A 24,930-nucleotide genomic window follows, 5' to 3' on the forward strand; every position below is an offset into this window, starting at 1 on the left:
AATCCGTAGGCGCCGGCTTGCTGGCGAATGAATTGGGTCAGCAATATTTGCGTTGCCTGATTTGACGCGTTCGCCAGCAAGCCGGCTCCTACAGTGGGTTGGCGTCAAACCCCAAGTCCGGGGTGGATGCAAATCCGTAGGCGCCGGCTTGCTGGCGAATGAATTGGGTCAGCAATATTTGCGTTGCCTGATTTGACGCGTTCGCCAGCAAGCCGGCTCCTACAGTGAGTCAGCGTCAAACCCCGGGGCCGGGGTGGATGCCAATCCGTAGGAGCCGGCTTGCTGGCGAACGCGGTGGGTCTGCAACGGCAGTGTTGTTTGAACCGCCGCATTCGCGGGTAAGCGCGCTCCTACAGGGGGTCGGCGTCAACCCCCGAGTCCGGGATTAATGCAAATCCGTAGGAGCCGGCTTGCTGGCGAACGCGGTGGGTCTGCAACGGCTAATGCCCCCTGCACAATGATCAAAAATCGACCTTGCCCCGCCCTGCCTTGATTGACCCGCGCTTGGTTTTCGATTCCAGCCGGCGGGTCTTCGAGCCGAGGGTCGGCTTGGTCGGCCGGCGCTTCTTCTCGACCTTCCCCGCACTGATGATCAGCTCGCTCAAGCGTTCCAGCGCATCCGCACGGTTCTGCTCCTGTGTCCGGTATTGCTGCGCCTTGATGACCAGCACGCCGTCGCTGGTGATGCGGCTGTCACGCAAGGCCAGCAGGCGCTCTTTGTAGAACGGCGGCAGCGACGAGGCGTTGATGTCGAAGCGCAGGTGCATGGCGCTGGACACCTTGTTGACGTTCTGACCACCGGCACCCTGGGCACGGATGGCGGTCAGCTCGACGTCGCTGTCCGGCAGGTGGATGTTGTTGGAGATGATCAGCATGGCAATCTGTGTCCTGGTTCGAAGCCGCCGCGACGTCGCCGGCGGCTCTCGCCTTATTTGATGATCGACGTCCGCTGGGCCATCGACTCGCTGTTGGCCCGGCGCTTGTTCTTGATCACATAAAACACCCACATCGACGTCAGCCAGACCGGGATCGCGTACACCGAAATCCGGATGCCGGGAATCATCAGCATGATTCCCAGAATCAGCACCACAAACGCCAGACAGACGTAGTTGCCGTACGGGTACCACAGCGCCTTGAACAGCGGCTGCTGGCCGATCCGGTTCAGGTGTTCACGGAACTTGAGGTGCGAGTAGCTGATCATCGCCCAGTTGATTACCAGGGTGGCGACCACCAGCGACATCAGCAGCTCAAGGGCGTTTTGCGGCATCAGGTAGTTGAGCAGCACGGCAATCAGCGTCACCGCCGCCGACACCAGAATCGCCCGCACCGGGACGCCACGGCTGTCGACCCGCGCGAGTGACTGCGGCGCATCGCCCTGCTCGGCCATGCCGAACAGCATGCGCGCGTTGCAATAGGTGCCGCTGTTGTAGACCGACAGTGCTGCCGTCAGCACGACGAAGTTGAGAATGTGCGCCGCCGTCGTGCTGCCCAGCATCGAGAACACATGCACGAACGGGCTGCCGCTGTAGGCATCGCCGGACGCATTGAGGTCAATCAGCAAGGCGTCCCACGGCGTCAGTGACAGCAACACCACCAGCGAGCCGATGTAGAAAATCAGAATCCGGTAGATGACCTGGTTGATCGCCTTGGGGATGATGGTGCGCGGCTGATCCGCTTCAGCGGCGGTGAAACCGAGCATCTCAAGGCCGCCGAAGGAGAACATGATGAACGCCAGCGCCATGACCAGCCCGCTCACGCCATGGGGGAAAAACCCGCCCCGATCCCACAGGTTGCTCACCGACGCTTGCGGGCCACCCTCGCCGCTGACCAGCAGATAACTGCCCAGGGCGATCATCCCCAGAATCGCCACGACCTTGATGATCGCAAACCAGAATTCGGCCTCGCCAAAGACCTTCACGTTGGCCAGGTTGATGACGTTGATCATCACGAAGAACACCGCCGCCGATGCCCATGCCGGGACTTCCGGCCACCAGTACTGGATGTATTTGCCGACGGCGGTCAGCTCGGACATGCCCACCAGAATGTACAGGACCCAGCAGTTCCAGCCCGAAAGAAAGCCGGCAAAACCGCCCCAGTAGTTGTGGGCGAAATGGCTGAACGATCCGGCCACCGGCTCTTCGACGATCATTTCGCCCAGCTGGCGCATGATCATGAAGGCGATGAAGCCGCAGACGGCGTAGCCAAGGATCATCGACGGGCCAGCGGACTTCAGCACCCCTGCCGAGCCCAGGAACAGGCCCGTGCCGATTGCGCCACCGAGGGCGATCAACTGGATGTGACGGTTCTTCAGACCACGCTTCAAGTCACCCGAATGGGACATGTTTTCACTCATTGGCAAACCACCTTGGCGCGCTTGTCTGTGACGGAATCGAACCCGACGCGCTCATGACGCGGCGGAGGGAAACGGAGTGGGTAACCCCGAGGGGTTGGCGTCCATACGCCGGTGGATCACAGAAAAAACGGGCGCGCATTGTACACCGCTCACATGCCGTTTGGCGGCGAAAGAATTCCCGGCTGAAGCCGGTCCCACAGGATGTGCATGACGCTTTTGTAGGACCGGCTTCAGCCGGGAAGCTGTTATTGACCCTGCTTCACTCACACTGCCGACACAATTCTGTCGCAAAAATAATTCACCGAAATAAAAAGCTCCCTAACGTTGTTTTCGCAGCAAGTTTCGACAAGTCCGGCGAAATGCCAGTATTTTTCGGCCGATTTTTACTTTGCAACCGTCTGACTATTGCACTAGTTTTTTCAGTGCTTGCTGGCCACGAAGGTCAGTGTGCTTCCATGACGAGGCCCCAGGGCTCAGCCCTTTGTCCTCGCTGCATTCGGCAAGTACGTCATTCTCAGGAGATTCACCTATGCAAACAGTTGAACTGGCTCTGGAAGAAGAACTGCAATTGGACGATTGGTTTGAAGCACCGACTCATGATGCCGCTGTGGAGATGATGCAAGCCGACGCCGTGGTGGCGTTTGGCACCGCGATGTGGCCGTTCTAAAGCAGCTGAAGGGCGAACGTGGCTAACGCGTTCGTCCTCTTGTTTTGAGCATCTGGAGCGGAGCGCACCCATGGACAACAGCAGCGCCATCGAACACTTCCTGTATTACTTGCAACACCATCCCGCCGTCACCGGCATGACCACCCCCCAAGTCCTACTGGCCCATACCCCGGAATACCGCAACATTGTCGACGGCATTGTCGAAAGCTCGACGGCGCGGGATTTCTTTCGATTCAGCACGCTGCCGCTGGACACTTCGCCTATTGACGAGCTGGCAGAAGCCATTACCGATTCGGATCTTTTCGTCCTGTTCTACGACGCCTCCACGCTGCCCAATCCTCGCGCGGAAGGGCCGCCGTTCATTCGTCAGTTGCAGGAAGTGATGTCGGCGCAGTGGAAGAAGTCTCTGCTGTTCAAAGATTACGGCGACTACTTTTACGACACCTTCAGCGTTGAGCCCGAGCGTATCGCGCAGCTGAATGCTGCACTCATCGACACCATGAACCAGGGCGAGACCCTCAGCTTCAGCGACGATCATGGCTCGTACTTCGAGGCCCCGCTGCGGGAACTGAAGAAGTGGACCAACATCAACGGGGTCGGCAACTACGACCTGGCACCCGGTGAGATCGCCACCCACAGCGAATCCATCAACGGTCATGTGAGGTTTCTCGGCACGTTTCTCAGCACCATTCCTTTCGCACGCAAGTACGGGGTCATCGAATCACCACTGGAACTGTGGATCGAGAACTCCGTTGTGACCCGCATCGCCACTGACGTACCGGGGCTGGAGCACGACTTCAATAAATACCTGGACGCCAATCCTTCGAACCGGCGCATCGAAGAACTGGGGATCGGCACCAACGAAGGCGTCAGTCAGCTGTACGCGCGCAACGCAGGTTTCGAAGAGCGCCACTGCGGGCTGCATCTGGGACTGGGCGGCGGTGCCAAGGGCAGCCATCACATGGACCTGATTTTCAACAGCGGATCACTGGCGGTGGACAAGCGTGTGGTGTTCGACGGCACTGCCTACGTCGTCTGACTCGTAAGTGCACACAAAAAAAACGCCAGTCTCTCGACTGGCGTTTTTCGTAGTGCAGACCGCTGTCAGTGCTTCACAACGTCGTTACTCAGGCTTGCGACGACCGAACCCCGGACGCTGACCGGAGGCGCTTGGCGGGCCGCGGCGTTTGCCGGACGGAGTCTTGTCGTCCACCAGACCGATGCCGGGACGCGAAGGCTTCGGCTTGGCAGGACGCTTGTTCATGTCGCTTGGGCGTTCTGCTACCGGCGTGCCGCGACCGTTGTCGCTGCGCGCGCCGTCGCCACGTGGATTGCCGCCACGGGCAGTGTCGCCACGACCACCGATGGCCGGACGCGGACTGCGCGCCGGACGACCGCTTTCCGCAGGCTTGCGCGCCGGGCGCTCGCCGTCCGCCAGACGCGGCTCGCGGGCCGGACGATCCGGAGACACTGCATCCTTGGCCGGACGAACCTGACGCACACGCTCGCCTTTGCCCAGCGGACGGGACGACTGGCGCTGCAAACGCTCCAGCTTGTCCTTGGTTTTGGCGGTCATCTGCGGCATCGCGACCGGCGTCAGGCCGACCTCGGCGCTGAGGATGTCGACTTCCTGCTGACTCATTTCGCGCCAGCGACCCATCGGCAGATCGGAATTGAGGAACACCGGACCGAAACGCACGCGCTTCAGGCGGCTGACCACCAACCCCTGGGATTCCCACAACCGGCGAACTTCACGGTTGCGGCCTTCCATGACCACGCAGTGGTACCAGTGGTTGAAGCCTTCGCCACCCGGCGCCTGCTGAATGTCGGTGAAACGCGCAGGGCCGTCTTCCAGCACCACGCCAGCCTTCAGGCGCGCCAGCATGTCGTCGTCGACTTCGCCACGGACGCGCACGGCGTACTCGCGGTCCATTTCGAACGAGGGGTGCATCAGGCGGTTGGCCAGTTCGCCGTCGGTGGTGAACATCAGCAGGCCGGTGGTGTTGATGTCCAGACGACCGATGTTGATCCAGCGGCCTTCTTTCGGGCGCGGCAGGCGATCAAATACGGTCGGACGGCCTTCAGGGTCGTCACGGGTGCAGATCTCACCGTCCGGCTTGTTGTACATGACGACGCGGCGAACGGTTTCGGCGGCTTCTTCGCGACGGATCACGCGACCGTCGACCGTAATGGCGTCATGCAGATCGACGCGCTGACCGAGAGTGGCCTGAACGCCGTTGACCTTGATGCGGCCTTCGCCGATCCAGGCTTCAACGTCGCGACGGGAACCGACGCCAATGCGCGCCAGAACCTTCTGCAGTTTTTCGCCTGCTGGGCCGATCTCTTTGTCTTGCTTGTCTTGTTCACTCATCTGGGCACCTCCCGGTGTGTCGAATCAGGGCATGCGCGAGTGGGCATGGCCTGTGGCCCGGCTCTCCGGACGAGAGCGGCTCCGGATCAGAACAACTCTGAAGCGGAACGGGCGGAATACTGAAATCCCTGGCGCGTGTGGATCGCCAAAAGGTCGCGAATCATACGCGCCTGACGCGCGTTGCGCATCAGAGACTAGATGAAAAATTCAGGCTCACTTCTTTTTCCGCCGACTGGCGCCCTTGAGCTTGATCAACCGCAGGGCCGACTCGGCGAGCACCGAGCGCTTTTCGTCCTTCTCCATCTTCTTCCAGGATTTGATCTCGCGCTTGCTGCGACCACACCCCAGGCAGATATCTTCGTCAAACTTGCAGAGGCTGATGCAGGGATTCTTGGTGCTCATGGGTTCGCCTGAGTGAGGAATTGGGCGCTGCGCATCGTCCTGCCACAGCGATCATCACCGCGGATCTTCATCGTCCTGCGGCGGTTCTTCCAATTCAGACTCTTTATCGGGCTCATCGAGCAATAAATCGTCGAAGTCGATTTTCAGGCCCTGTTCCATGGTGTCCAACTCGGCCAGCAGGCTGCGGAAACTGGTCTCGTCCCGGGGCGCTTCAGGCTCTGCGTCAGCATCGAGCAGCAGGCTGGCGTCGGCCAACGCCTGCAAATGCGCGGGCACCGGCGCGTCGTCGAATTCCAGCACCGGCTCGGTTTCCATCTCGCGCAGGTCGGCCAGCGGCGGTAGTTCGTCGAGGTTCTTCAGGTTGAAGTGGTCGAGAAAAGCCTTGGTGGTGGCGAACATCGCCGGCTTGCCGGGCACGTCGCGGTAGCCGACGATCCTGATCCACTCGCGCTCCATCAGGGTCTTGACGATGTTGCTGTTGACCGCCACGCCGCGCACGTCCTCGATCTCCCCCCGGGTAATCGGCTGGCGATAGGCGATCAGCGCCATGGTTTCCAGCAGGGCCCGCGAATAACGCTGGGGCCGTTCTTCCCACAGGCGACCGACCCAGGGCGCGAACTTTTCGCGGATCTGCAAGCGATAGCCGGTGGCGACTTCTTTCAGTTCAAAGGCGCGGTTGTCGCAGGACTTGCCCAGCAACGTCAGCGCCTTTTTGAACACCGGCGGTTCGGGCCGCTCGCCCTCTTCGAACAGCTCGTAGAGGCGCTCCAGGGACTGTGGTTTTCCGGAGGCGAGCAGAAACGCTTCGAGCAACGGCGCCAGATCGCGGGGTTCATTCAGGTTCATTGATCAGCTCTTGCTCTTTATTCGGCTCGCGCCCGCACATGAATAACGGCGAAGGCTTCGTTTTGCACGAGCTCCACCAGTTGCTCCTTGACCAGCTCCAGCACGGCCATGAACGTCACCACCACGCCCAGCCGCCCCTCTTCTGCCGTGAACAGCTCGGCGAAGGGCACGAAACCCGCGCCTTTCAAACGCTCCAGCACGTCGCTCATGCGCTCGCGGGTGGACAGCGCCTCGCGGCTGACCTGGTGGCTTTCGAACATGTCGCCACGGCGCAGCACGTCGGCCATCGACATGAGCAGCTCTTCGAGGGCGACGTCCGGCAACAACTTGCGCACCCGCGCTTCAGGCGCTTCCAGCTTGGGCACCAGCACGTCACGGCCCACGCGCGACAGCTGATCGATACCTTCTGCCGCCGCCTTGAACCGCTCGTACTGCTGCAAGCGACGGATCAGTTCGGCGCGTGGATCACCCTCTTCTTCCTCGGCCATTTCCGAGCGAGGTAAAAGCATGCGCGATTTGATCTCGGCAAGCATGGCCGCCATGACCAGGTACTCGGCGGCGAGCTCCAGGCGCACGGTTTTCATCAGCTCGACATACCCCATGTACTGACGGGTGATTTCCGCCACAGGGATGTCGAGGATGTTGATGTTCTGTTTGCGGATCAGGTAAAGCAGCAGGTCCAGTGGGCCTTCGAAGGCTTCGAGGAACACTTCCAGCGCATCCGGCGGGATGTACAGGTCGACCGGCATCTGCGTGACGGCCTGACCGTAGACCATGGCAAACGGCAGCTCTTGCTGGGCGTTGGCCTGCGGGTCGATGTGAGCGTCGGTCTGAGCCTCCAGGGTTTGCGCCTGGGTCACTCGACTTCGACCCCGAACGGCGTCGGATCGCCGCAGCCCACGCGGACCACCTGGGGCTCGCCATCGGTCAGATTGACCACGGTGGAGGCCGAAATGCCGCCCTCGCCTGCGTCGATGATCAGGTCCACCTGATGCTCGAGAATCCCGCGCATCTCGTAGGGGTCGCTCATCGGAATGGTCTCGCCGGGCATGATCAGGCTTACGCTCATCAGCGGCTCGCCCAATTCCTGCAAAAGCGCCTGCGCAATGGGATGACCCGGCACGCGCAAACCGATGGTGCGCCGCTTGGGGTGCAGCACCAGGCGCGGCACGTCACGGGTGGCGCCGAGGATGAAGGTATACGGCCCCGGCGTGTGCGCCTTGAGCACGCGAAACGCCGCCGTGTCGACCTTGGCGAACAACCCCAGCTGCGACAGATCACTGCACATCAGCGTGAAGTTGTGCTTGTCATCGAGTTGACGCAGGCGACGGATGCGCTCGACGGCCGTCTTGTCGCCCATCTGGCAACCCAATGCGTAGGACGAATCGGTGGGATAAACCACCAGACCGCCCGCCCGGATGATTTCCACGGCCTGTTTGATCAGGCGCGCTTGCGGGTTCTCCGGGTGGACCTGGAAAAATTGACTCACGGTAATTTCCTGTTCAGACGGCAGTAGGCTGGTCATGTTTGAACCGACACCAAAGGGGCGGCAGGTCTTCGGGCAATGGGCGATAAACGCCGATTTCAGACCATGCGCCTGGGGCATGAAAATCACTGCCGGCACTGACCAGCAGACCGAACTCACGGGCCAGAATCGCCAGACTGCCGACCTGATCGGCAGGCTGCAGGCCGTTGACCACTTCTATTGCATGGCCGCCGGCCTGGATGAAGTCGGCGACCAGCTTGCGACGCTTGCTGCGAGTGAAATCGTAATGCGAAGGGTGCGCGAGGCTGATCCACGCTCCGGCGGCACGCAGGGTGGCCACCGTTTGCTCAAGGGTTGGCCAGTGTTGCTTGACGTCGCCCAGCTTGCCCGCGCCGAGCCATTTGCGGAACGCTTCGGCGCGGTCCTTGACGAAACCCTGGTTGACCAGAAAGTCGGCAAAGTGCGGTCGGGCCGGCGCATTGCCGCTGTCGCCGAGTGCCTGCTGAACTGCGCGGGCGCCTTCGAGCGCGCCGGGCATACCTTTCATCGCCAACTTGCGGCTTATTTCTTCGGCCCGCAACCAGCGGCCGGTGTGCAATTGCTCGATAGCCTCACGCAATTGCGGGGCATCCACATCGAATGCATAGCCCAGCACATGAATGGTGGCACCGCCCCAGGTGCAGGACAATTCGATGCCATCGATCAGCTGCATACCCAGCGCAAGCGCCGCAGTACGGGCTTCGGCCAGGCCTTCGAGGGTGTCGTGATCGGTCAGCGCGAGGACTTTCACGCCGTGCTCATGGGCACGTGCGACAAGTACCGCGGGCGCAAGGGCGCCATCGGAAGCGGTGCTGTGGCAGTGCAGATCGACGTTCATAGGGGCGCTTTCGCAGTCATTGATGTTTGTTATTATGCCGTCACATCCAGCTTCTGGCTCTTACTGTGAAACAATTCATCGACTTCATCCCGCTCATTCTGTTCTTCATCGTTTACAAAATCAGCCCGCAAGCCGTCGATGTCCTTGGCCACAGCTTCATGGTAGGCGGTATTTACAGCGCCACCGCGATGCTGATCGCCAGTTCCCTCGTGGTTTACGGCGTCCTCTATGTCCGTCAGGGCAAACTGGAAAAAAGCCAGTGGCTGACGCTGATCGCCTGTCTGGTCTTCGGTAGCCTGACCCTGGCCTTCCACAGCGAAACATTCCTCAAGTGGAAAGCCCCGGTCGTGAACTGGGTCTTCGCGCTGATCTTCGCCGGCAGTCACTTCATTGGCGACCGTCTGTTGATTCAACGCATCATGGGTCACGCGCTCACGCTTCCGCAGGCGGTCTGGACTAGGCTGAACATCGCCTGGATCGTGTTCTTTCTGTTCTGCGGCGCGGCCAATCTCTATGTGGCCTTTACCTATCAAGAATTCTGGGTCGACTTCAAAGTGTTCGGCAGCCTGGGCATGACCCTGCTGTTCCTGGTCGGCCAGGGGATCTACCTGGCCCGGCACATCCATGACGCCGACCCGTCTACCCAGCCTTCAAACAAGAAAAGAGAGGACTGACATGCTCTACGCAATCGTGGCAACCGACGTCGCCAACTCGCTGGAAAAACGCCTGGCCGCGCGCCCTGCGCACCTGGAGCGCCTGAACGCAATGAAGGCGGAAGGCCGCATCGTTCTCGCCGGTCCGATGCCTGCAGTGGACAGCATCGACCCGGGCACTGCAGGGTTTACCGGCAGCCTGATCGTCGCTGAATTCGAGTCCCTCAAGGACGCCCAGGCCTGGGCTGATGCCGATCCTTACGTTGCAGCGGGTGTCTACGCCGGCGTAATCGTCAAACCGTTCAAGCAAGTCCTGCCCTGATCGTGTGTCGAGCGCCCGCGTCCGTACACCGGGCCGGGCCGCCTTCATCCGCTTTCCATTGCTCACCCTTCCCACGGGCCTGCCGATAAGTTGCTAGAACCAAGGGCTTGACTGCGGCTCAAAGAGGCACGGGCGGTCATGCCTTTACGGGTGTTGATCGAACAACAATGGTTTGTCGCGAGGGGCCGCGCAGCAAGGGTGGCCCTCCAGTGCGGTATCTTCGCCAGCGGCTGGCGTAGACGTCGGCAATGGCTAAATTGAGTGAGTCATGAGCGAGCTGTTACTTATTGATGATGACCAGGAGCTGTGTGAGCTCCTGAGCAGTTGGTTGAGTCAGGAAGGCTTTGCCGTGCGCGCCTGCCACGATGGCCTGAGTGCGCGCAAGGCGCTCGCCGAATCCGCACCCGCTGCGGTGGTGCTGGACGTGATGCTGCCCGACGGCAGCGGTCTGGAACTGCTCAAGCAACTGCGCACCGATCACCCCGACCTTCCCGTGCTGATGCTCTCGGCCCGCGGCGAACCGCTGGACCGCATCCTCGGTCTGGAGCTGGGTGCCGACGATTATCTGGCCAAGCCCTGCGACCCCCGCGAACTGACGGCGCGTCTGCGCGCCGTGCTGCGCCGAAGCCATCCGACGGCAGTGTCGTCACAGATCGAGCTGGGTGACCTGTGCTTCAGTCCGGCGCGGGGCGTGGTCACGATTGACGAGCAGGAATTCACCCTGACCGTTTCCGAAGCGCGCCTGCTTGAGGCCCTGCTCGGCCAGCCCGGGGAACCGCTGGAGAAGCAGGAGCTGGCGCAACTGGCCCTGGGCCGCAAGCTGACCCTGTACGACCGCAGCCTTGATATGCACGTCAGCAACTTGCGCAAGAAGATCGGCCCCCATGCCGACGGCCGCCCGCGCATCGTGGCTTTGCGCAGCCGTGGGTATTATTACGCGGTGTGATCTTCGCGGTTGGGCGATGACCACGCGGTGCGGAGGCTTCCTTTGTAGGAGCGTGGCTTGTCCCGCGATCTGGCGCGCAGCGGCAGCGACTTCTATATAGGCGGGTGGCCTGACATACCGTAGCGCATGGTTCGGCTGCCGGTTCCCGGCAGATCGCGGGACAAGCCACGCTCCTACAGCAATCAACGGCCTGCTCTTTGTGTCAGCCGCCCGACTGATCCTCTTTACCCAAGCTTTACCGACGCCTGACCTCGCTTGACCTTGATCTCCCTAAACTGGCCTCAACCGGCACAGAGCCGAAATCGAGACAAGGAGATTCACCATGCGCAAGACTTTGATGGCTTTGATGTTCGCCGCAGCCCTGCCGACCGTTGCAATGGCCATGCCTCCAGAAGGCGGCCCGATGGGTGGCCCCGGCGGCCCGGGCTTTGATGGCCCCGGCATGCATCACCGCAAAGGTCCTATGGACAAGCTGAACCTGACCCCGGAACAACATCAGCAGGTCGACAAGCTGATGGGCGCTCAATGGCACGGCCGCAACGAGATCACCCAGAAGTACCTGGCCAAGCTGTCGGCCGCCGACCAGAAGGCGATGAAGGATGAAATGGCCGCTGCTCACGACAAAACCCGGTCCGACATCCGCGCCTTGCTGACGCCGGAACAACAGAAGACATTCGACCAGATGCAGAAGGATGAAGCCCAGCGCCGTGCGGACCGCGCCGAATTCGAAGCCTGGAAAGCGCAGAAAGCGCAAAAAACCCAGTAACCGGCTGCTGGCGCGGCATTACACTTCCCCCAACCCGACACGCTCCCCGGCGTGTCGGGTTTTCTGTTTGACGAACCGGGTCGAGGGCAGCACGTGCGTTCATTGTTCTGGAGAATCCTGGCGAGCTTCTGGCTGGCCATCGCGTTGGTGGCGGGCCTGTCGATTCTGATGGGCCATGTGCTCAATCAGGATGCCTGGATTCTCAGCCGCCATCCCGGCCTGCACAATTTGCCGCAGAAGTGGGTCGAGCTGTACGAAGGCCAGGGCGAGAAATCTGCCCAGGATTATCTGCAAGACCTCAAGCGCAAATACCACATCGACGTTCAGGTCCTGAACGACAGCGGCGAAGCAGTGATTCCGGGCACGTTCCCGCCTCGCGCGGCGGCCTTTGAAGAGCGGCAGAATGACGACACACGCCCACTCCCGTGGCGGCGCCTGACCACCGAATACACCAGTGACAAAACCGGGGAAACCTACCTGCTGATTTACCGGATCCCTCATCCGGAGCTGGACGCCTGGCACCGCGACAGTCTGGTCTGGCCGCTGAGTGCGCTGGGTATCGCGCTGGTGGTGCTGACGCTGTTCAGCCTGATGGTGACGCTGTCGATCACCCGCCCGTTAAGCCGTTTGCGTGGCGCGGTGCATGATCTCGGCCAGACCACCTATCAGCAGAACAGCCTGGCGCAACTGGCCAACCGCCGCGATGAATTCGGCGTGCTGGCGAACGACTTCAACCGCATGGGTGCCCGCCTGCAAAGTCAGATCAGCAGCCAGCGCCAGCTGCTTCGCGACGTTTCCCATGAACTGCGCTCTCCCCTGGCTCGACTGCGGATTGCCCTGGCCCTGGCCGAACGCGCCGAGCCGGTGGAGCGCGACAAGCTGTGGCCGCGCCTGACCCGTGAGTGCGACCGGCTGGAAGAGTTGATCAGTGAGATTCTGGCGCTGGCACGACTGGACGCTGACATGGGCAGCGCCACGCCGGTGGATGTGTCAGGGCTGTTGCACCATTTGCAGGCCGAGACGGAGATGGGCAGCGGCGAGAAGACGGTTTCGGTGTCAGTGCAGCCAGGCGTGCATTTACAGGGCTGGCCGAGCGTGCTGGAACGGGCGCTGGATAATCTGCTGCGCAACGCGCTGCGATTCAATCCGGCGGGTCGGCCGATCGAGTTGAGCGCAAGCGTCGATGGCGATGAATTGCGGCTCAGCGTGCGGGACCACGGCCCCGGCGCCAACCCGGAGCATCTGGCGCAGCTGGGCGAGCCCTTCTATCGCGCGCCCAACCAGACCGCACCCGGTTATGGGTTAGGGCTTGCGATCGCCAAACGCGCCGCCGAAAAGCACGGCGGAACGCTGGTGCTGGGCAATCACCCGGAGGGTGGATTCGTGGCCAGCATCGTGGTGCCCCGCGAGTTAACCGCTTTGCACGGCTGATTCGACGCCACCGGCTTCAGCGATTCTCAGTGGGACCGGCTTCAGCCGGGAAGTGGCCGGTTTAAGCGCCCTCCATTTTGCAGTGTGACGCAGAACGCCTTCCCGGCTAAAGCCGGTCGTACAGATCGGGGCCGGCTATAACGGTTACATCACCCTTCCCACGCACTCACAAACCCGGCCACCTCCGGCTTCGCGGCTTCACGCGGCGGGTTCTGCGGGGTACCAAGGTAGAGAAAGCCGACGACTTCTTCGTCGGCTGTCAGCCCCAGCCCTTCAGCGACGTGGCGTGTGTAGGACAAGTCCCCCGAGCGCCAGACCGCACCAACGCCTATCGCGTAGGCAGCCAGCAGGATGCCGTGGGCGGCACACCCTGCGGTGATCAGCTGTTCCTTCTTCGGCACCTTGAAATGGTCGGTCAACCTGGCGATGACCACGACCACCAACGGCGCACGCAATGGTCCGTTCCGAGCCTTGTCCAGCGCTTTGGCCTCGACATCGCCGCCCTTGTCGATCAACGCCTGGGCCAGCAGATCACCCATGCGGTTACGTGCGTCGCCTTCGACGGTCAGAAAGCGATAAGGCCGCAAGACGCCATGGTCCGGCGCGCGCAGGGCAGCGCCGAAGAGGATCTCGCGTTGCTCGGCGTCCGGGGCGGGTTCGATCAAGCGGGGCACGGACACGCGATTAAGCAATACGTCGAGCGCTTCCATTAAGTCGTCTCCAGGAAAAATGACGGGCCATTGTAGTGCCCTCGGTGCAGTCTTGAACTTCAATAACGATTAACCAGGGCATTTACTTACAACACTCTCGGAAATGCCTCGGTTTACACAAACGGGCCCGCGGGTAGAATGGCCGCCCTCCCACTTCCTGATCAGAGCGACTGCATGGCGTTGCCGACCCTCCGCATCATCGGTTTCATTATCGGCATCTTCCTGATTACCCTGGCCATCGCCATGGTGGTGCCGATGATTACCCTGATGATCTTCCACCGCACCGCCGACATGCCGTCGTTCCTGTGGTCGAGTCTGATCACCTTCGTGTCCGGGCTGGCGCTGGTGGGTCAGGGTCGCCCTGAACATGTGCACCTGCGCCCGCGGGACATGTACCTGCTGACGGTCAGCAGTTGGGTCATTGTCTGCATCTTCGCGGCGCTGCCGTTTCTGCTCACGCAACACATCAGCTACACCGACTCCTTCTTCGAAAGCATGTCCGGCATCACCGCAACCGGCTCCACCGTCCTCAGCGGCCTGGACACCATGTCCCCCGGCATCCTGATCTGGCGTTCATTGCTGCACTGGCTTGGCGGCATCGGCTTCATCGGCATGGCGGTGGCGATTCTTCCGTTATTGCGCATCGGCGGCATGCGTCTGTTCCAGACCGAGTCGTCGGACCGGTCCGAAAAAGTCATGCCGCGTTCGCACATGGTCGCCAAGTTCATCGTCCTCGTTTATCTCGGCATTACCGTGGTGGGGACGCTGGCGTTCTGGTGGGCGGGGATGAGCCTGTTCGACGCCATCAACCACGCCATGTCGGCGATCTCGACCGGCGGCTTCTCCACATCGGATCAATCCCTGGCGAAATGGCCGCAACCTGCCGTGCACTGGGTGGCGATCGTGGTGATGATCCTTGGCGCCCTGCCGTTCACCCTGTATGTCGCGACGCTGCGGGGCAATCGCGGGGCGCTGCTCAAGGATCAGCAGGTGCAGGGTTTCCTCGTCCTGCTGCTGGTGATGTGGCTGGTGATGACGGCCTGGTATTGGGCGACGACCGATCTGCCGTGGTACGACGCGTTGCGTCATGTCGCACTGAACGTGACCTCGGTGGTGACGACCACCGGCTTCGCGCTGGGTGACTACAGCCTGTGGGGCAACTTCGCCCTGATGCTGTTCTTCTATCTGGGGTTCATCGGCGGGTGTTCGGGGTCAACGGCGGGCGGTGTGAAGGTCTTCCGCTTTCAGGTTGCGTACATACTGCTGCGTGCCAACCTGCACCAATTGATTCACCCGCGCGCGGTGATCAAGCAGAAGTACAACGGTCACCGGCTCGACGACGAGATCGTGCGTTCGATTCTGACCTTCTCTTTTTTCTTCACCTTCACCATCTGCCTGATCGCGCTGATGCTGTCGCTGCTGGGGCTGGACTGGATGACCGCACTGACAGGCGCCGCCAGCACGGTGTCAGGCGTGGGGCCGGGGCTGGGTGAAACCATCGGGCCGGCGGGTAATTTCTCGACGCTGCCGGATGCCGCCAAGTGGATTCTGTCTCTGGGCATGCTGCTCGGTCGCCTGGAAATCATCACGGTACTGGTGCTGTGCATCCCGGCGTTCTGGCGGCACTAGGACATTGCGGGCGGGGCAATGTCGTTCGCGAAGTCTTGAGAAATTTCGCAGCGGGCGAAAGGGTGCTCGGCTAAGCTCAGCCAATGCCCTGCCTCAGAGTACAGTCCTGTGGAAACAGTGAAGCGTTTTGACCGATTCGCAGACTTCTATCCCTATTATCTGCATGAGCATCGAGACAGCACGTGCCGCCGTTTGCATTTCATCGGCACGAGTCTGGTCATCCTGATTCTGGCATTCGCCGTGCTCGGCGCTCATTGGACATTGTTGTGGGTCTTGCCGCTGGCGGGCTACACCTTCGCCTGGGTCGGCCACTTCTTTTTCGAGAAGAACCGTCCGGCCACGTTCAAGCATCCGTTCTACAGCCTGCTCGGGGACTTCGTCATGTACAAGGACATGCTCAGGGGCAAAGTGCCGTTTTGACCGGCACTTCTCGGCATCACTTGTGACGCCTTGCGGCCGCGCCGTTTGAGCAAAAAAACGGCTGGCGCTCAGACCGTTTCGCCCACCGATTCCGGCGCTTGCGGGCTTTTGGCTTTGACGTGGGCATCCGCCAGCCGGAACAGCTCGATCGTGCCGTCCCAGTGTTCGATCAAGGCGGTGCAGGACTCCACCCAATCGCCGCAATTGAGGTACTCCACGCCACCCACCTGACGCATCTCGGCGTGGTGAATGTGCCCGCAGACCACGCCGTCCAACCCGCGCTTCACGCACTCGTGGGCGATGGCTTCCTCGAAGTCGCTGATGAAACTCACCGCAGTCTTGACCTTGTGCTTCAGGTACGCCGACAGCGACCAATAGCCGTAGCCGTATTTGGCGCGCCAGTGATTGAGCCAGCGATTGAGGGTCAGGGTGAATTCGTAGGCCGAATCGCCAAGGAAGGCGAGCCAGCGGTGGTAGCGGGTGATGACGTCGAACTGGTCACCGTGGATCACCAGCAGACGACGACCATCGGCGGTCAGATGCACGGCTTCATCGACCAGCTGGATATTACCCAGAATGAGCTTTGAGTAGCGACGCAGAAATTCGTCATGGTTGCCGGTGACGTAGATGACTTCGGTGCCGCGCTTGCTCATGGTCAGCAGGCGGCGGATGACGTTGGTGTGAGCCTGCGGCCAGTACATGCCGCCGCGCATCTTCCAGCCGTCGATGATGTCGCCGACCAGGTACACCTTGTCGGCGTGGTATTGCTTGAGAAATCCGGAGAGGTGTTCGGCCTGGCAGTCGCGGGTGCCCAGGTGCACATCGGAGATCCACAAGGTCCGGACACGTTGTTTACGACTGGGTTTCACGCTCTCGGCAATGCTCATGGACCACCTCCACTTGGGTTTTCCCAAGGGTGGACGTGGCCGGTGATATGAACATGACGGCTGTGTTTAGCTTTGATGACACGACATATCGGTTAACACTTTGCGAGAGCCGATGCGCGTTCAGGTGTCCAGGCCAACGTGACGATCGTTATGCCCCAGGTCCCGGGCCGGGTCGATCCGGTCGCGCACCCGCTGCTTGAGAATCTTGGCCTCGGGAAACCCGCCGTCGGCCTTACGCTCCCAGATCTGCACGTCATCGCAGGTGATGCGGAAAACGCCGCCGGTGCCCGGAATCAGCGACACCTTGCCGAGGTCATCGGTGAAAGTGCTCAACAATTCCTGAGCCAACCAGGCGGCACGCAATAGCCATTGGCATTGCGTGCAGTAGGTGATGGTGACTTCAGGCTTGATGGACATCGGTCAGCCCAACCCTGCCAGCAGATCACGGGCCGTTTGCTGCGGGCCGTCGTCGGAGCCGTCGATCACTTCCTGCAACAACCGCCGGGCCTCGTCGACGTTGCCTTCATCGATCAGCACCTGCGCTTCATTGATCTTGCTTAGCGGCTCTTCGTCCAAGCTCAGCAAATCGAAGCCGCCCTCCTCGATCATGAAGCTGTCGAGAAAAGCGTCGTCCAGCAAATCGTTGTTGCTTTGCACAATGGCCGCAGGACCCGGCTCGAACTGCACGTCCATTTCCGGCGGTGTTTCCTCTTCGGCGAAATCGCTGAGGAACTGCTCTTCCGGCATTTCGAAGACCTCGGGCAGTTGCGTGAGATCGGACGAGAACGAGGCGTCGAGTTCAGGTTCGGCTTCCGGTGCAGGTGCGGGCTTGCGGGGAGCAGGCGTGCTGTCGAACGGATCGACCAGATCCCAGTCGGCGTCCATGGAGAGGTCGTCGAGGTTGAGCTGGAAATCATCGGAAGGGTCAACCGGGTTCAGCGACGCGGCCGCATTTTCGTCCAACTGAGCAGGATCTGTCAGGCTGAGCTCTGGAGGGTCCTCCGATGCTTGGCTGGCCGAGGCTGTTTGACTGGCCGAGACCGTTTGCCCCGCCAGCACCGCGGCTGCGCCCAGCGCCGCTGCAGGGGCTGCCGCCGAAGTCATGGCAGGCGACGCGACTGGCGCGGGCGGCGCTTCGGCCGCAACGGCCTCGGGCTTCAGTTTCGGGTACCGATCGCGGATGTCCTGCAGCTTCTGCGCGTCGACGCCCTGGCTCAGGAGGATTCTCTCTTCCTCGTCATACGCTTCCACGTCGCCCTGCTCGCCGAGCAGTTCGAGGATGCGCAGGCGAACATCCGTGCGCTCGGGTTGTTTGTCCAGCGCGTCGCGCAGAATGGCCAGCGCTTCGGCGAAGCGACCGTAAGCGATGTAAATGCTCGCGCCATCCAGCGCGTCGGTGGCAGCACCGGCCAGGCGTTGGCCGGCAGGTGCTGACGAGGCCGGACGCGCGGCGGTAACGGCCGGCACCTCGAAGACGGGCGTCACCGTGGCGGCAGACCTGACCACCGGCTCCACCGGCACGGGCTCAAGGGCCAGCTGGTTTTTGATCCGGTTGCGGCGCACCGACCAGACCAGCGCGAGGAGCAGCAATATCACCAACAGCGCTGCCAGTATCGACGTCCACGGGAAGTCATCCTCGGCGGCAACCGGCACTGGCGTCGGCGCTTGTACGGGCGTGGCGGTCGGCGCAGGGGTCGGAGCTGGGGTCGCCGCCGAAGGGACAGGCGCAACGGGCGCAGGCTTGGCCGATTGCGCCTTGAGTTCGGCGAGCTGAGTCTGCAGTTCGATGATCTGTTTGTCCTTGTCGGCCTCTTCGACAGTGGACGTCTGCACTTGCTGTTTGAGGTCGTCCAGCGTCCTGTTCAACTGCTGGTTTTCCAGCGCTGTCGCCGACAGCTGATCGACGGCGTTCTGGTTCGCCGGTGCAGACGACGGGGCGGAGGCCGCAGCCGCAGTACTGCTGCCTGCAACGGCAGGCGCACTGGCGGTCTTCGGTTCAACGGCGTTGTCCGGCAACAACAGGCTCTGACCCACCTTCAACTGGCTGCGCTCGCCATTGGGGAACGCTTGCGGATTGAGCGCCACCACGCCTTTTATCAACTCAGCTGAAGAAGTCTTGCTGCCCGGTGCCTGTACCTGACGGGCAATACCCGCCAGCGTGTCGCCGGACACCACCGTGTAATGCTTGCCCTGTTTAGCCTGAGGCGGCGCGACCGGCAGACGCGATTCATCACTCTTCGCACTGGCCGCTGGCGATTGAGTACGGCTGCGCGTCGCGGCAAGTCCTGTCGCCGATGTCGGCGGATCAAGCAGCACGGTGTATTCATGCAACTGGTCGCCGTTGGGCCGCATCAGCCTGACGAGAAAATTGAGATACGGCTCGGTGACCGCCTTGTGCGATTCGATGTGGATCACACTGCGGTTGCCTCGGATCACCGGCGTGAAACGCAGGTCGTTGAGGAAGAACACGCGATCCACGCCAGCCTTGGCAAACGCTTCGGGCGGTGCGAGACCGACGACGATTTCTTCGGGGCTCAGCCCGCCCGCTTCAATCAACTCGATATCGGCGTTAAAAGGCTGCCCGAGCGCAGAATGCAGGCTGATTTCCCCCAGACCCACCGCAGCTGCCACGGAGCTGTGCAGCAACGCGGCCGAGGCAAGCCCGATGGCGAAAAAACCCGAACGAAGACCTGACTGAACGCGAAGGGGCGCACCCCCTTCACGACGACTACCGGCCTGAAAACTCTTCAGCATGCGAACCCTTTAGAAGACGAGGCAGGCGTCCCTGCACATTCGGTACACCCGGACACGTCACCCGGGCAGCATCAGTATGGGTGCAAATAGAACAGGATGTTTCGCCCGCATCAATGTATTTGTCGCGGGCGTTCGCGCGGTTTTCAGGATTTTTCGAGATTGGCGAGGATTTTCGAATGAACGCGCATGCACAGGTGCAGCTCTTCTTCGTCGATGCCTTCAAACAACTCGTGGCGCAAGGCGGTGGCGATGGTTTCGATTTTTTCGATCAGCGGCCGCGCGGTATCACAGAGCACGATCTTTTTCGCCCGACGATCTTCGAGCACCGCCTGCCTGAGCACCAGCCCCTGATTTTCCAGACTGTCCAGCAGTCGGGCCAGGGTCGGGCCTTCAACGCCCACGCTCTGGGCCAGTTCACGCTGGGTCGGCGGTGTTTTGAAGCGGGCCAGATGCAGCAAAACCAGCCAGCGCGCCTGGGACAATCCCAGATCAGCGAGGCGGCGATCCAGCTCCGCACGCCAGCCCCGGGACATATGGGCCAGCTGCATGCCAAAGCGGTGTTCTTCGGTTAACGGCATAGGTAACTCGATGGTTAAAGGCGATTCCTAATTAATAGGCAGCTAACCATGGAGGCCGGTACGAGGCAAGCGCCTGGACGTGGTGATTCGTCGCAGGGGTCCGGAGGTGCCGGGATGCGGCAGGTATGCCTTCGGATTGTTTGAGTGAGCGTATGCCGCCGGCCGCGATTGCGGCGGGTTAAACCTCAAACTCCGACTGCAATGCTGCGCGCACGCAGTACAGCACCCCTTCGGGTACACGGCCGGTAAACAATTCGGCAATGGCGGCAACAGGGGGCAGCTCACCTTCGCCGTCGAGGAATGCATCCTGAATCTCGGTCATCAGGTCCTCGGGCAGATCCAGCGCCTGATCCAATGAAAGCTGCTGTTTGCCAATGGCTTCGGCAAGCATCGTGTAGACGTTCTTCTCCGAGCACTGCAGTTGCCCGGCGATCTGCATCGGCGTCATGCCGGCGCGGGCAAGGCTGATGAGCTCGTGCCGCACATCGGTGACCACACGCGGCGCCGGCGCAGCACCGCCGAGCACTTCCAGGAATGCCTCGCCGTAACGCTCCAGCTTGCGCGCGCCCACACCGCTGACCCGGCCCATTTCGGCCATGGTCCCCGGCTGGCTGCGGAGCATTTCCAGCAGAGTTGAATCCGGGAAGATGACATAAGGCGGCACGCCATGTTCTTCCGCCAGCTTGCGGCGCAAGGCGCGCAGTGCTTCCCACTGTTCGCGCTCCTCGCCGCGCACCAGCTGGCTCGCCGGGCTGCCGGAAGCTTTCGCGGCGGTCTGCGGCTTCAGGTCACGGCGCAGCTGCAAGGTGACTTCGCCACGTAATAGCGGCCGGCAGGTGTCGCTCAGGCGCAAGCCGCCGTAGCCTTCCAGATCGATGTCCGCCAGACCACGCGCCACCAGTTGTCGAAACAATGAACGCCATTCGCCTTCGCTGCGGCTCTTGCCGACACCGAACACCGCCAGCTTCTGATGACCGAAGCTCTGCACCTTGTCGTTTTCCTTGCCCAGCAAGACGTCGACCAGATGGCCCACGCCGTAGCGCTGGCCGGTGCGGTAGATCGCTGATAGCGCCTGTCGCGCCGGCTCGGTGGCGTCCCAGGTCTGCACTCCGTCGACGCAGTTGTCGCAGTGCCCACAAGGGTTGGGCATGATTTCGTCGAAGTAGGCGAGCAGCGACTGACGTCGGCAACGGGTCTCTTCACACAGCGCCAGCATCGCGTCGAGCTTGCGCTGCTCGACGCGCTTGTGGCGCTCGTCGCCTTCGGAGTTCTGCAGCATCTGCTTGAGCATCAGCACGTCTTGCAGACCGTACGCCATCCATGCATCGGCCGGCAGACCGTCGCGCCCTGCCCGGCCAGTCTCCTGGTAATAGGCTTCCAGCGATTTGGGCAGATCCATGTGCGCCACGAACCGCACGTTGGGTTTATCGATGCCCATGCCGAACGCAATCGTGGCGACCATGATCAGCCCTTCTTCATTAAGGAAGCGCCGTTGATTGCTGGAGCGTGTCTCGATGGGCAAGCCGGCGTGGTACGGCAGCGCCGGGTAGCCGTTGTCACTGAGGAACGCCGCGGTCTCTTCGACCTTCTTGCGCGACAGGCAGTAGACAATGCCGGCGTCGCTGCGCCGCTCGGACAGAAACGCCAGCAACTGCTTGCGCGGCTGTTCCTTGGGCACGATGCGGTAAAAAATGTTCGGGCGGTCGAAGCTCGACAGGAAGCGCTCGGCGTTCTGCAGGTGCAGACGCTCGACGATCTCTTCACGGGTGCGCTTGTCGGCGGTGGCGGTCAGGGCAATCCGCGGAACGTCCGGAAACAGCTCGGCCAGTTGCCCCAGTTGCAAGTACTCGGGACGGAAATCGTGACCCCATTGCGACACGCAGTGGGCCTCGTCGATGGCGAACAGCGCGATCTTGAGGTTCTGCAAAAACGACAGCATGCGCGGCTGGACCAGACGCTCAGGCGCCAGGTACAGCATTTTGATTTCGCCCAGGCGAATGCGGTTGGCGAGGTCGCGCTGCTGTTCGGCGCTGAGCGTGGAGTTCAGCGCGGCGGCTGAAACCCCAAGCTCTTCCAGCGTCGCCACTTGATCGTCCATCAACGCAATGAGCGGCGAAACCACCACCGCGAGGCCATCGCGCAACAGGCCCGGCACCTGGAAACACAGGGATTTGCCGCCGCCGGTGGGCATCAGCACCAATGCATCACCGCCACTGGCCACGCGCTCGATAATGGCACCCTGGCGACCACGGAAGCTGTCGTAGCCGAAGATGTCTTTAAGTACGCGTTGAGCCTGGTCGAGCATAAATACCCCGGATGGTGCCGCAACAGCGGTCGAGAATCGCTGTGGAAATCGCAAAGCGCGGCAGTATACCGGAGCGCTCCGACAGATTGGACAGCGGTGACACCGGCGGTCGAAATTAACCGGAATACCGATTCCAGTGGCCTCGCCGCTGGCGCCGGGCGCCCTCAGGGCCTAGAATTCAGCATCGTTTATTCCCAAGGTAGTCTGTCAATGTCCTTCGCTGAGCAATTACACCGCCTGCAAGCCTTCCTCGATGCCGATGAGCTGCATGACGAAGCGCTGGACTATGTAGCCGCCCACGGCTATCTCACCGCGCTGTCCATTTGCGCCGAAACCGTGCCGGACCGCGAATGGATCGACGCACTGTTCGCCGAGCCACCGCACTACGCCGACGAGGCGCAGCACCAGGAAATCGAAGCCACCCTGATCCAGCTCAAAGCGCACATCGCTCGTCAGCTGGCGTCGGACGAAGAGTTCGAATTGCCGTGCGACCTGGACCTGGGCGATGACCCCGATGACTCCGAGTTGCGCGGCTGGTGCATCGGATTCATGGAAGGCGTGTTCCTGCGCGAGTCGGCCTGGTTTGAAAACGACGAAGAGGAAGTCAGCGAGATGCTGCTGCCGATCATGGTCGGTTCAGGTCTGTTCGATGAACAGCCAGAGTTCGCCGACATCGCTGCCGACGCCAACCTGATGGACGACATGATCGTGCAAATCCCGGAAGCGCTGACCGCGCTTTATCTGCTGCTGCAAGCCCCGGATGAAAAGCCGGCGATCCTCAAGCCACGCCATCACTAAGGCCGAGGATCATCCTCGCCGTGATCGAGTGAGACACGTACGAGCCGACTCCGGCTCGTACGTCCCCTTCCCCGCTACTTGTGTTTCTTGTCACTCTTTTTGAATGCCGCCTCGATCGCTTCGTTGACCGTGCGCAGTACTTTGACCCGCGCCCAGCGTTTGTCGTTGGCCTCGACCAGTGTCCACGGCGCGATTTCGGTGCTGGTGCGATCCACCATGTCACCCACCGCCTCGCGATACAGCGGCCACTTGCTGCGGTTGCGCCAGTCATCCTCAGTGATTTTGTGGCGCTTGAACGGCACTTTCTCCCGCGCCTGGAAACGCTCCAGCTGGGTTTTGTCGTCGATCGCCAGCCAGAACTTCACCACCACGATGCCGAAGTCCGTGAGCTGCTCTTCGAAATCGTTGATTTCGCTGTAGGCCCTCAACCAGTCAGCCTCGGAGCAGAAGCCTTCGACCCGCTCGACCAGCACACGCCCATACCATGAACGATCAAACACGGTGAATTTCCCCCGCGCCGGAATCTGCCGCCAGAACCGCCACAGATAAGGCTGAGCCAGTTCGTCCTGGCTGGGCGCGGCGATTGGCACAATGTGGTATTGCCTCGGATCGAGGGCTCCGGCGACCCGTTTGATCGCACCGCCCTTGCCCGCGGCATCGTTGCCCTCGAACACCGCCACCAATGAGTGGCGGCGCATGCGTTTGTCGCGCATGAGCCCCGAAAGCCGCGCTTGCTCGGTGATCAGCTGCTCGTCGTAGTCGTCTTTTTCCAGCGCCAGGGTCATGTCGAGGTTGTCGAGCAGGCTCAGCTCATTGCTGCTGTTGGGCAATGGGCCGAGTCCGACAAGATGGGTCGCCCCTTCAGGCGTCTTCAGGGCGTTTTGCAAACCTTCGAGCAACAAGCGGCCGACGGTCAGACTGCGGTAGTTCGGGTCGACGCCTTCGATGACGTGCCAGGGCGCGTAGTCGCGACTGGTGCGGCGCAGTACGCGCTCACCGAAGCGCACGAAGCGGTCGTAGGTCTTCGATTGCTGCCAGTCCAGCGGGCTGATCCGCCAACTGTGCAGTGGGTCGTCCTTGAGGGTTTTGAGGCGCAGCTTCATCTGCCGCTTGGACAGGTGAAACCAGAACTTGAAGATCACCGCGCCTTCGTCAACCAGCATCTTTTCCAGTCGCTCGGCACCGTTGATGGCCTGATCCAGCACCGGGTCCTTGAACTGCTTGTGCACCCGACCCTGAATCATCTGGCTGTACCAGTTCCCGAAGAACACACCGATGCGCCCCTTCGGCGGCAGCTGCCGCCAGTAACGCCAGACCGGCGGATGGGCCAGCTCTTCATCGGTTTGCTGATCGAAGGTGCGCACTTCGATGTAGCGCGGGTCCATCCAGTCGTTGAGCAGTTTGACGGTTTCGCCCTTGCCGGCGCCTTCGATGCCGTTGATCAATACGATGATCTGGCGCTTGCCCTGCTCATGCAGTTCGTACTGAGCCTCCAGCAGCGCTTCGCGCAGGGCCGGGACTTCAGCATCGTAGGTTTCGTCGTCAATGGTGTGGCCGATTTCAGCAGATTCGAACATGCAGGGCTCCCTTCAGGATCGCTCAAGACTGGCAGGCGACAGTGCCGATGCAGGTATGACCCCCAACTGCAGCGATGGATCAATGCGGGAGTGACATTCGGTCGCGGTGAAAGCCGAAAGTGGCTGTCATGGGCAGCCACCTCCTGCCGCAG

General features: G+C 61.4%; 25 protein-coding genes and 1 pseudogene. 11 read left to right on the plus strand and 15 right to left on the minus strand.

Features of this window, described 5'->3' with window-relative positions; genetic code table 11:
* Positions 1-461: 461 nt before the first annotated feature.
* Positions 462-875 carry an alternative ribosome rescue aminoacyl-tRNA hydrolase ArfB gene (gene arfB / locus ACQKEN_RS03890; RefSeq protein WP_065986956.1) on the minus strand — a complete coding sequence of 138 codons (414 nt, stop codon included), beginning with the start codon at positions 873-875 and terminating at the stop codon, positions 462-464.
* Positions 876-928: 53 nt separating this feature from the next.
* The gene (locus ACQKEN_RS03895) at positions 929-2,353 is read right to left on the minus strand and encodes an amino acid permease (protein ID WP_427683818.1); all 1,425 of its coding nucleotides are present in this window, start codon (positions 2,351-2,353) and stop codon (positions 929-931) included.
* A 529-nt stretch (positions 2,354-2,882) separates the two neighbouring features.
* On the opposite strand from ACQKEN_RS03895, the gene ACQKEN_RS03900 reads away from it, so the two are divergent.
* Both ACQKEN_RS03900 and ACQKEN_RS03905 read left to right on the plus strand, forming a co-directional pair.
* A complete protein-coding gene (locus ACQKEN_RS03900) occupies positions 2,883-3,020 on the plus strand; it encodes a hypothetical protein (protein WP_037013761.1) in 138 nt (45 codons plus the stop codon).
* A 70-nt stretch (positions 3,021-3,090) separates the two neighbouring features.
* Positions 3,091-4,059: a leucyl aminopeptidase gene (locus ACQKEN_RS03905; protein WP_427683820.1), complete on the plus strand. Its 969-nt coding sequence runs from the start codon at positions 3,091-3,093 to the stop codon at positions 4,057-4,059.
* Between the two features lie 84 nt (positions 4,060-4,143).
* On the opposite strand, the gene rluB is transcribed toward ACQKEN_RS03905, so the two are convergent.
* From rluB to ACQKEN_RS03935, 6 genes are all read right to left on the minus strand, one after another.
* Complete coding sequence (gene rluB, locus ACQKEN_RS03910; RefSeq protein WP_427683821.1) at positions 4,144-5,391, minus strand: 23S rRNA pseudouridine(2605) synthase RluB; 1,248 nt, start codon at positions 5,389-5,391, stop codon at positions 4,144-4,146.
* Positions 5,392-5,604: 213 nt separating this feature from the next.
* Positions 5,605-5,793: a DUF1289 domain-containing protein gene (locus ACQKEN_RS03915; RefSeq protein ID WP_369304641.1), complete on the minus strand. Its 189-nt coding sequence runs from the start codon at positions 5,791-5,793 to the stop codon at positions 5,605-5,607.
* Between the two features lie 54 nt (positions 5,794-5,847).
* Positions 5,848-6,639: an SMC-Scp complex subunit ScpB gene (scpB, locus tag ACQKEN_RS03920; protein ID WP_427683823.1), complete on the minus strand. Its 792-nt coding sequence runs from the start codon at positions 6,637-6,639 to the stop codon at positions 5,848-5,850.
* A 17-nt stretch (positions 6,640-6,656) separates the two neighbouring features.
* A complete protein-coding gene (locus tag ACQKEN_RS03925; RefSeq protein WP_427684242.1) occupies positions 6,657-7,355 on the minus strand; it encodes a segregation and condensation protein A in 699 nt (232 codons plus the stop codon).
* A 140-nt stretch (positions 7,356-7,495) separates the two neighbouring features.
* Complete coding sequence (locus tag ACQKEN_RS03930; protein ID WP_108121457.1) at positions 7,496-8,128, minus strand: L-threonylcarbamoyladenylate synthase; 633 nt, start codon at positions 8,126-8,128, stop codon at positions 7,496-7,498.
* 13 nt (positions 8,129-8,141) lie between these two features.
* Positions 8,142-9,002 carry a PHP domain-containing protein gene (locus tag ACQKEN_RS03935; protein WP_427683825.1) on the minus strand — a complete coding sequence of 287 codons (861 nt, stop codon included), beginning with the start codon at positions 9,000-9,002 and terminating at the stop codon, positions 8,142-8,144.
* 65 nt (positions 9,003-9,067) lie between these two features.
* On the opposite strand from ACQKEN_RS03935, the gene ACQKEN_RS03940 reads away from it, so the two are divergent.
* The 6 genes and pseudogenes from ACQKEN_RS03940 to ACQKEN_RS03965 all read left to right on the plus strand — a co-directional run bounded on the left by ACQKEN_RS03940 (position 9,068) and on the right by ACQKEN_RS03965 (position 13,120).
* Positions 9,068-9,676, plus strand: coding sequence for a septation protein A (locus ACQKEN_RS03940; protein WP_427683827.1), 609 nt, complete (start codon positions 9,068-9,070; stop codon positions 9,674-9,676).
* Position 9,677: 1 nt separating this feature from the next.
* A complete protein-coding gene (locus ACQKEN_RS03945; protein WP_427683829.1) occupies positions 9,678-9,977 on the plus strand; it encodes a YciI family protein in 300 nt (99 codons plus the stop codon).
* A gap of 111 nt (positions 9,978-10,088) precedes the next feature.
* A pseudogene (locus ACQKEN_RS03950) lies at positions 10,089-10,238 on the plus strand (translation initiation factor 2); the annotation flags it as partial.
* Positions 10,239-10,245: 7 nt separating this feature from the next.
* A complete protein-coding gene (locus tag ACQKEN_RS03955) occupies positions 10,246-10,923 on the plus strand; it encodes a response regulator transcription factor (RefSeq protein WP_133773304.1) in 678 nt (225 codons plus the stop codon).
* A gap of 322 nt (positions 10,924-11,245) precedes the next feature.
* Complete coding sequence (locus ACQKEN_RS03960; RefSeq protein WP_427683831.1) at positions 11,246-11,689, plus strand: Spy/CpxP family protein refolding chaperone; 444 nt, start codon at positions 11,246-11,248, stop codon at positions 11,687-11,689.
* Positions 11,690-11,782: 93 nt separating this feature from the next.
* Entirely contained in the window at positions 11,783-13,120 is a 1,338-nt protein-coding gene (locus ACQKEN_RS03965; RefSeq protein WP_427683833.1) for a sensor histidine kinase, read from the plus strand.
* 149 nt (positions 13,121-13,269) lie between these two features.
* Here the strand turns inward: ACQKEN_RS03965 and ACQKEN_RS03970 are convergent, their stop codons facing one another.
* Positions 13,270-13,830, minus strand: coding sequence for a nitroreductase family protein (locus ACQKEN_RS03970; RefSeq protein WP_427683835.1), 561 nt, complete (start codon positions 13,828-13,830; stop codon positions 13,270-13,272).
* 174 nt (positions 13,831-14,004) lie between these two features.
* Here ACQKEN_RS03970 and ACQKEN_RS03975 point away from each other — a divergent pair, with 174 nt between their 5' ends.
* On the plus strand, positions 14,005-15,459 hold the full coding sequence (locus tag ACQKEN_RS03975; RefSeq protein WP_427683837.1) for a TrkH family potassium uptake protein: 1,455 nt from the start codon (positions 14,005-14,007) through the stop codon (positions 15,457-15,459).
* Positions 15,460-15,567: 108 nt separating this feature from the next.
* Positions 15,568-15,879: a DUF962 domain-containing protein gene (locus ACQKEN_RS03980; protein WP_133773294.1), complete on the plus strand. Its 312-nt coding sequence runs from the start codon at positions 15,568-15,570 to the stop codon at positions 15,877-15,879.
* A gap of 68 nt (positions 15,880-15,947) precedes the next feature.
* On the opposite strand, the gene ACQKEN_RS03985 is transcribed toward ACQKEN_RS03980, so the two are convergent.
* The 5 genes from ACQKEN_RS03985 to recQ form a co-directional block, all read right to left on the minus strand.
* The gene (locus ACQKEN_RS03985) at positions 15,948-16,766 is read right to left on the minus strand and encodes a UDP-2,3-diacylglucosamine diphosphatase (protein ID WP_427683840.1); all 819 of its coding nucleotides are present in this window, start codon (positions 16,764-16,766) and stop codon (positions 15,948-15,950) included.
* 120 nt (positions 16,767-16,886) lie between these two features.
* Positions 16,887-17,183 carry a SelT/SelW/SelH family protein gene (locus ACQKEN_RS03990; protein WP_427683842.1) on the minus strand — a complete coding sequence of 99 codons (297 nt, stop codon included), beginning with the start codon at positions 17,181-17,183 and terminating at the stop codon, positions 16,887-16,889.
* A gap of 3 nt (positions 17,184-17,186) precedes the next feature.
* Positions 17,187-19,520, minus strand: a complete 2,334-nt coding sequence (locus ACQKEN_RS03995; RefSeq protein WP_427683844.1) for a FimV/HubP family polar landmark protein — start codon at positions 19,518-19,520, stop codon at positions 17,187-17,189.
* 143 nt (positions 19,521-19,663) lie between these two features.
* The gene (locus ACQKEN_RS04000) at positions 19,664-20,098 is read right to left on the minus strand and encodes a MarR family transcriptional regulator (protein WP_427683846.1); all 435 of its coding nucleotides are present in this window, start codon (positions 20,096-20,098) and stop codon (positions 19,664-19,666) included.
* A gap of 178 nt (positions 20,099-20,276) precedes the next feature.
* Positions 20,277-22,403 (minus strand): DNA helicase RecQ, encoded by a 2,127-nt coding sequence (gene recQ, locus ACQKEN_RS04005; protein WP_427683848.1) that lies wholly within the window; start codon positions 22,401-22,403, stop codon positions 20,277-20,279.
* Between the two features lie 210 nt (positions 22,404-22,613).
* Between recQ and ACQKEN_RS04010 the strand changes: the two genes are divergently transcribed.
* Positions 22,614-23,201, plus strand: a complete 588-nt coding sequence (locus ACQKEN_RS04010) for a YecA family protein (protein WP_037017255.1) — start codon at positions 22,614-22,616, stop codon at positions 23,199-23,201.
* Between the two features lie 74 nt (positions 23,202-23,275).
* Here the strand turns inward: ACQKEN_RS04010 and pap are convergent, their stop codons facing one another.
* Positions 23,276-24,778: a polyphosphate:AMP phosphotransferase gene (gene pap / locus ACQKEN_RS04015; protein ID WP_427683850.1), complete on the minus strand. Its 1,503-nt coding sequence runs from the start codon at positions 24,776-24,778 to the stop codon at positions 23,276-23,278.
* Between the last annotated feature and the right edge of the window lie 152 nt (positions 24,779-24,930).

It is taken from the genome of Pseudomonas sp. NPDC078416 (assembly GCF_050268485.1).
Lineage (GTDB): Bacteria > Pseudomonadota > Gammaproteobacteria > Pseudomonadales > Pseudomonadaceae > Aquipseudomonas.

What these genes read in the sequence shown, in the direction of transcription:
- arfB (WP_065986956.1), bottom strand. Translation starts at nt 875, where the DNA reads ATGCTGATCATCTCCAACAACATCCACCTGCCGGACAGCGACGTCGAG.
- ACQKEN_RS03895 (WP_427683818.1), bottom strand. Translation starts at nt 2,353, where the DNA reads ATGAGTGAAAACATGTCCCATTCGGGTGACTTGAAGCGTGGTCTGAAG.
- ACQKEN_RS03900 (WP_037013761.1), top strand. Translation starts at nt 2,883, where the DNA reads ATGCAAACAGTTGAACTGGCTCTGGAAGAAGAACTGCAATTGGACGAT.
- ACQKEN_RS03905 (WP_427683820.1), top strand. Translation starts at nt 3,091, where the DNA reads ATGGACAACAGCAGCGCCATCGAACACTTCCTGTATTACTTGCAACAC.
- rluB (WP_427683821.1), bottom strand. Translation starts at nt 5,391, where the DNA reads ATGAGTGAACAAGACAAGCAAGACAAAGAGATCGGCCCAGCAGGCGAA.
- ACQKEN_RS03915 (WP_369304641.1), bottom strand. Translation starts at nt 5,793, where the DNA reads ATGAGCACCAAGAATCCCTGCATCAGCCTCTGCAAGTTTGACGAAGAT.
- scpB (WP_427683823.1), bottom strand. Translation starts at nt 6,639, where the DNA reads ATGAACCTGAATGAACCCCGCGATCTGGCGCCGTTGCTCGAAGCGTTT.
- ACQKEN_RS03935 (WP_427683825.1), bottom strand. Translation starts at nt 9,002, where the DNA reads ATGAACGTCGATCTGCACTGCCACAGCACCGCTTCCGATGGCGCCCTT.
- ACQKEN_RS03945 (WP_427683829.1), top strand. Translation starts at nt 9,678, where the DNA reads ATGCTCTACGCAATCGTGGCAACCGACGTCGCCAACTCGCTGGAAAAA.
- ACQKEN_RS03955 (WP_133773304.1), top strand. Translation starts at nt 10,246, where the DNA reads ATGAGCGAGCTGTTACTTATTGATGATGACCAGGAGCTGTGTGAGCTC.
- ACQKEN_RS03960 (WP_427683831.1), top strand. Translation starts at nt 11,246, where the DNA reads ATGCGCAAGACTTTGATGGCTTTGATGTTCGCCGCAGCCCTGCCGACC.
- ACQKEN_RS03970 (WP_427683835.1), bottom strand. Translation starts at nt 13,830, where the DNA reads ATGGAAGCGCTCGACGTATTGCTTAATCGCGTGTCCGTGCCCCGCTTG.
- ACQKEN_RS03975 (WP_427683837.1), top strand. Translation starts at nt 14,005, where the DNA reads ATGGCGTTGCCGACCCTCCGCATCATCGGTTTCATTATCGGCATCTTC.
- ACQKEN_RS03985 (WP_427683840.1), bottom strand. Translation starts at nt 16,766, where the DNA reads ATGAGCATTGCCGAGAGCGTGAAACCCAGTCGTAAACAACGTGTCCGG.
- ACQKEN_RS03990 (WP_427683842.1), bottom strand. Translation starts at nt 17,183, where the DNA reads ATGTCCATCAAGCCTGAAGTCACCATCACCTACTGCACGCAATGCCAA.
- ACQKEN_RS03995 (WP_427683844.1), bottom strand. Translation starts at nt 19,520, where the DNA reads ATGCTGAAGAGTTTTCAGGCCGGTAGTCGTCGTGAAGGGGGTGCGCCC.
- ACQKEN_RS04000 (WP_427683846.1), bottom strand. Translation starts at nt 20,098, where the DNA reads ATGCCGTTAACCGAAGAACACCGCTTTGGCATGCAGCTGGCCCATATG.
- recQ (WP_427683848.1), bottom strand. Translation starts at nt 22,403, where the DNA reads ATGCTCGACCAGGCTCAACGCGTACTTAAAGACATCTTCGGCTACGAC.
- ACQKEN_RS04010 (WP_037017255.1), top strand. Translation starts at nt 22,614, where the DNA reads ATGTCCTTCGCTGAGCAATTACACCGCCTGCAAGCCTTCCTCGATGCC.
- pap (WP_427683850.1), bottom strand. Translation starts at nt 24,778, where the DNA reads ATGTTCGAATCTGCTGAAATCGGCCACACCATTGACGACGAAACCTAC.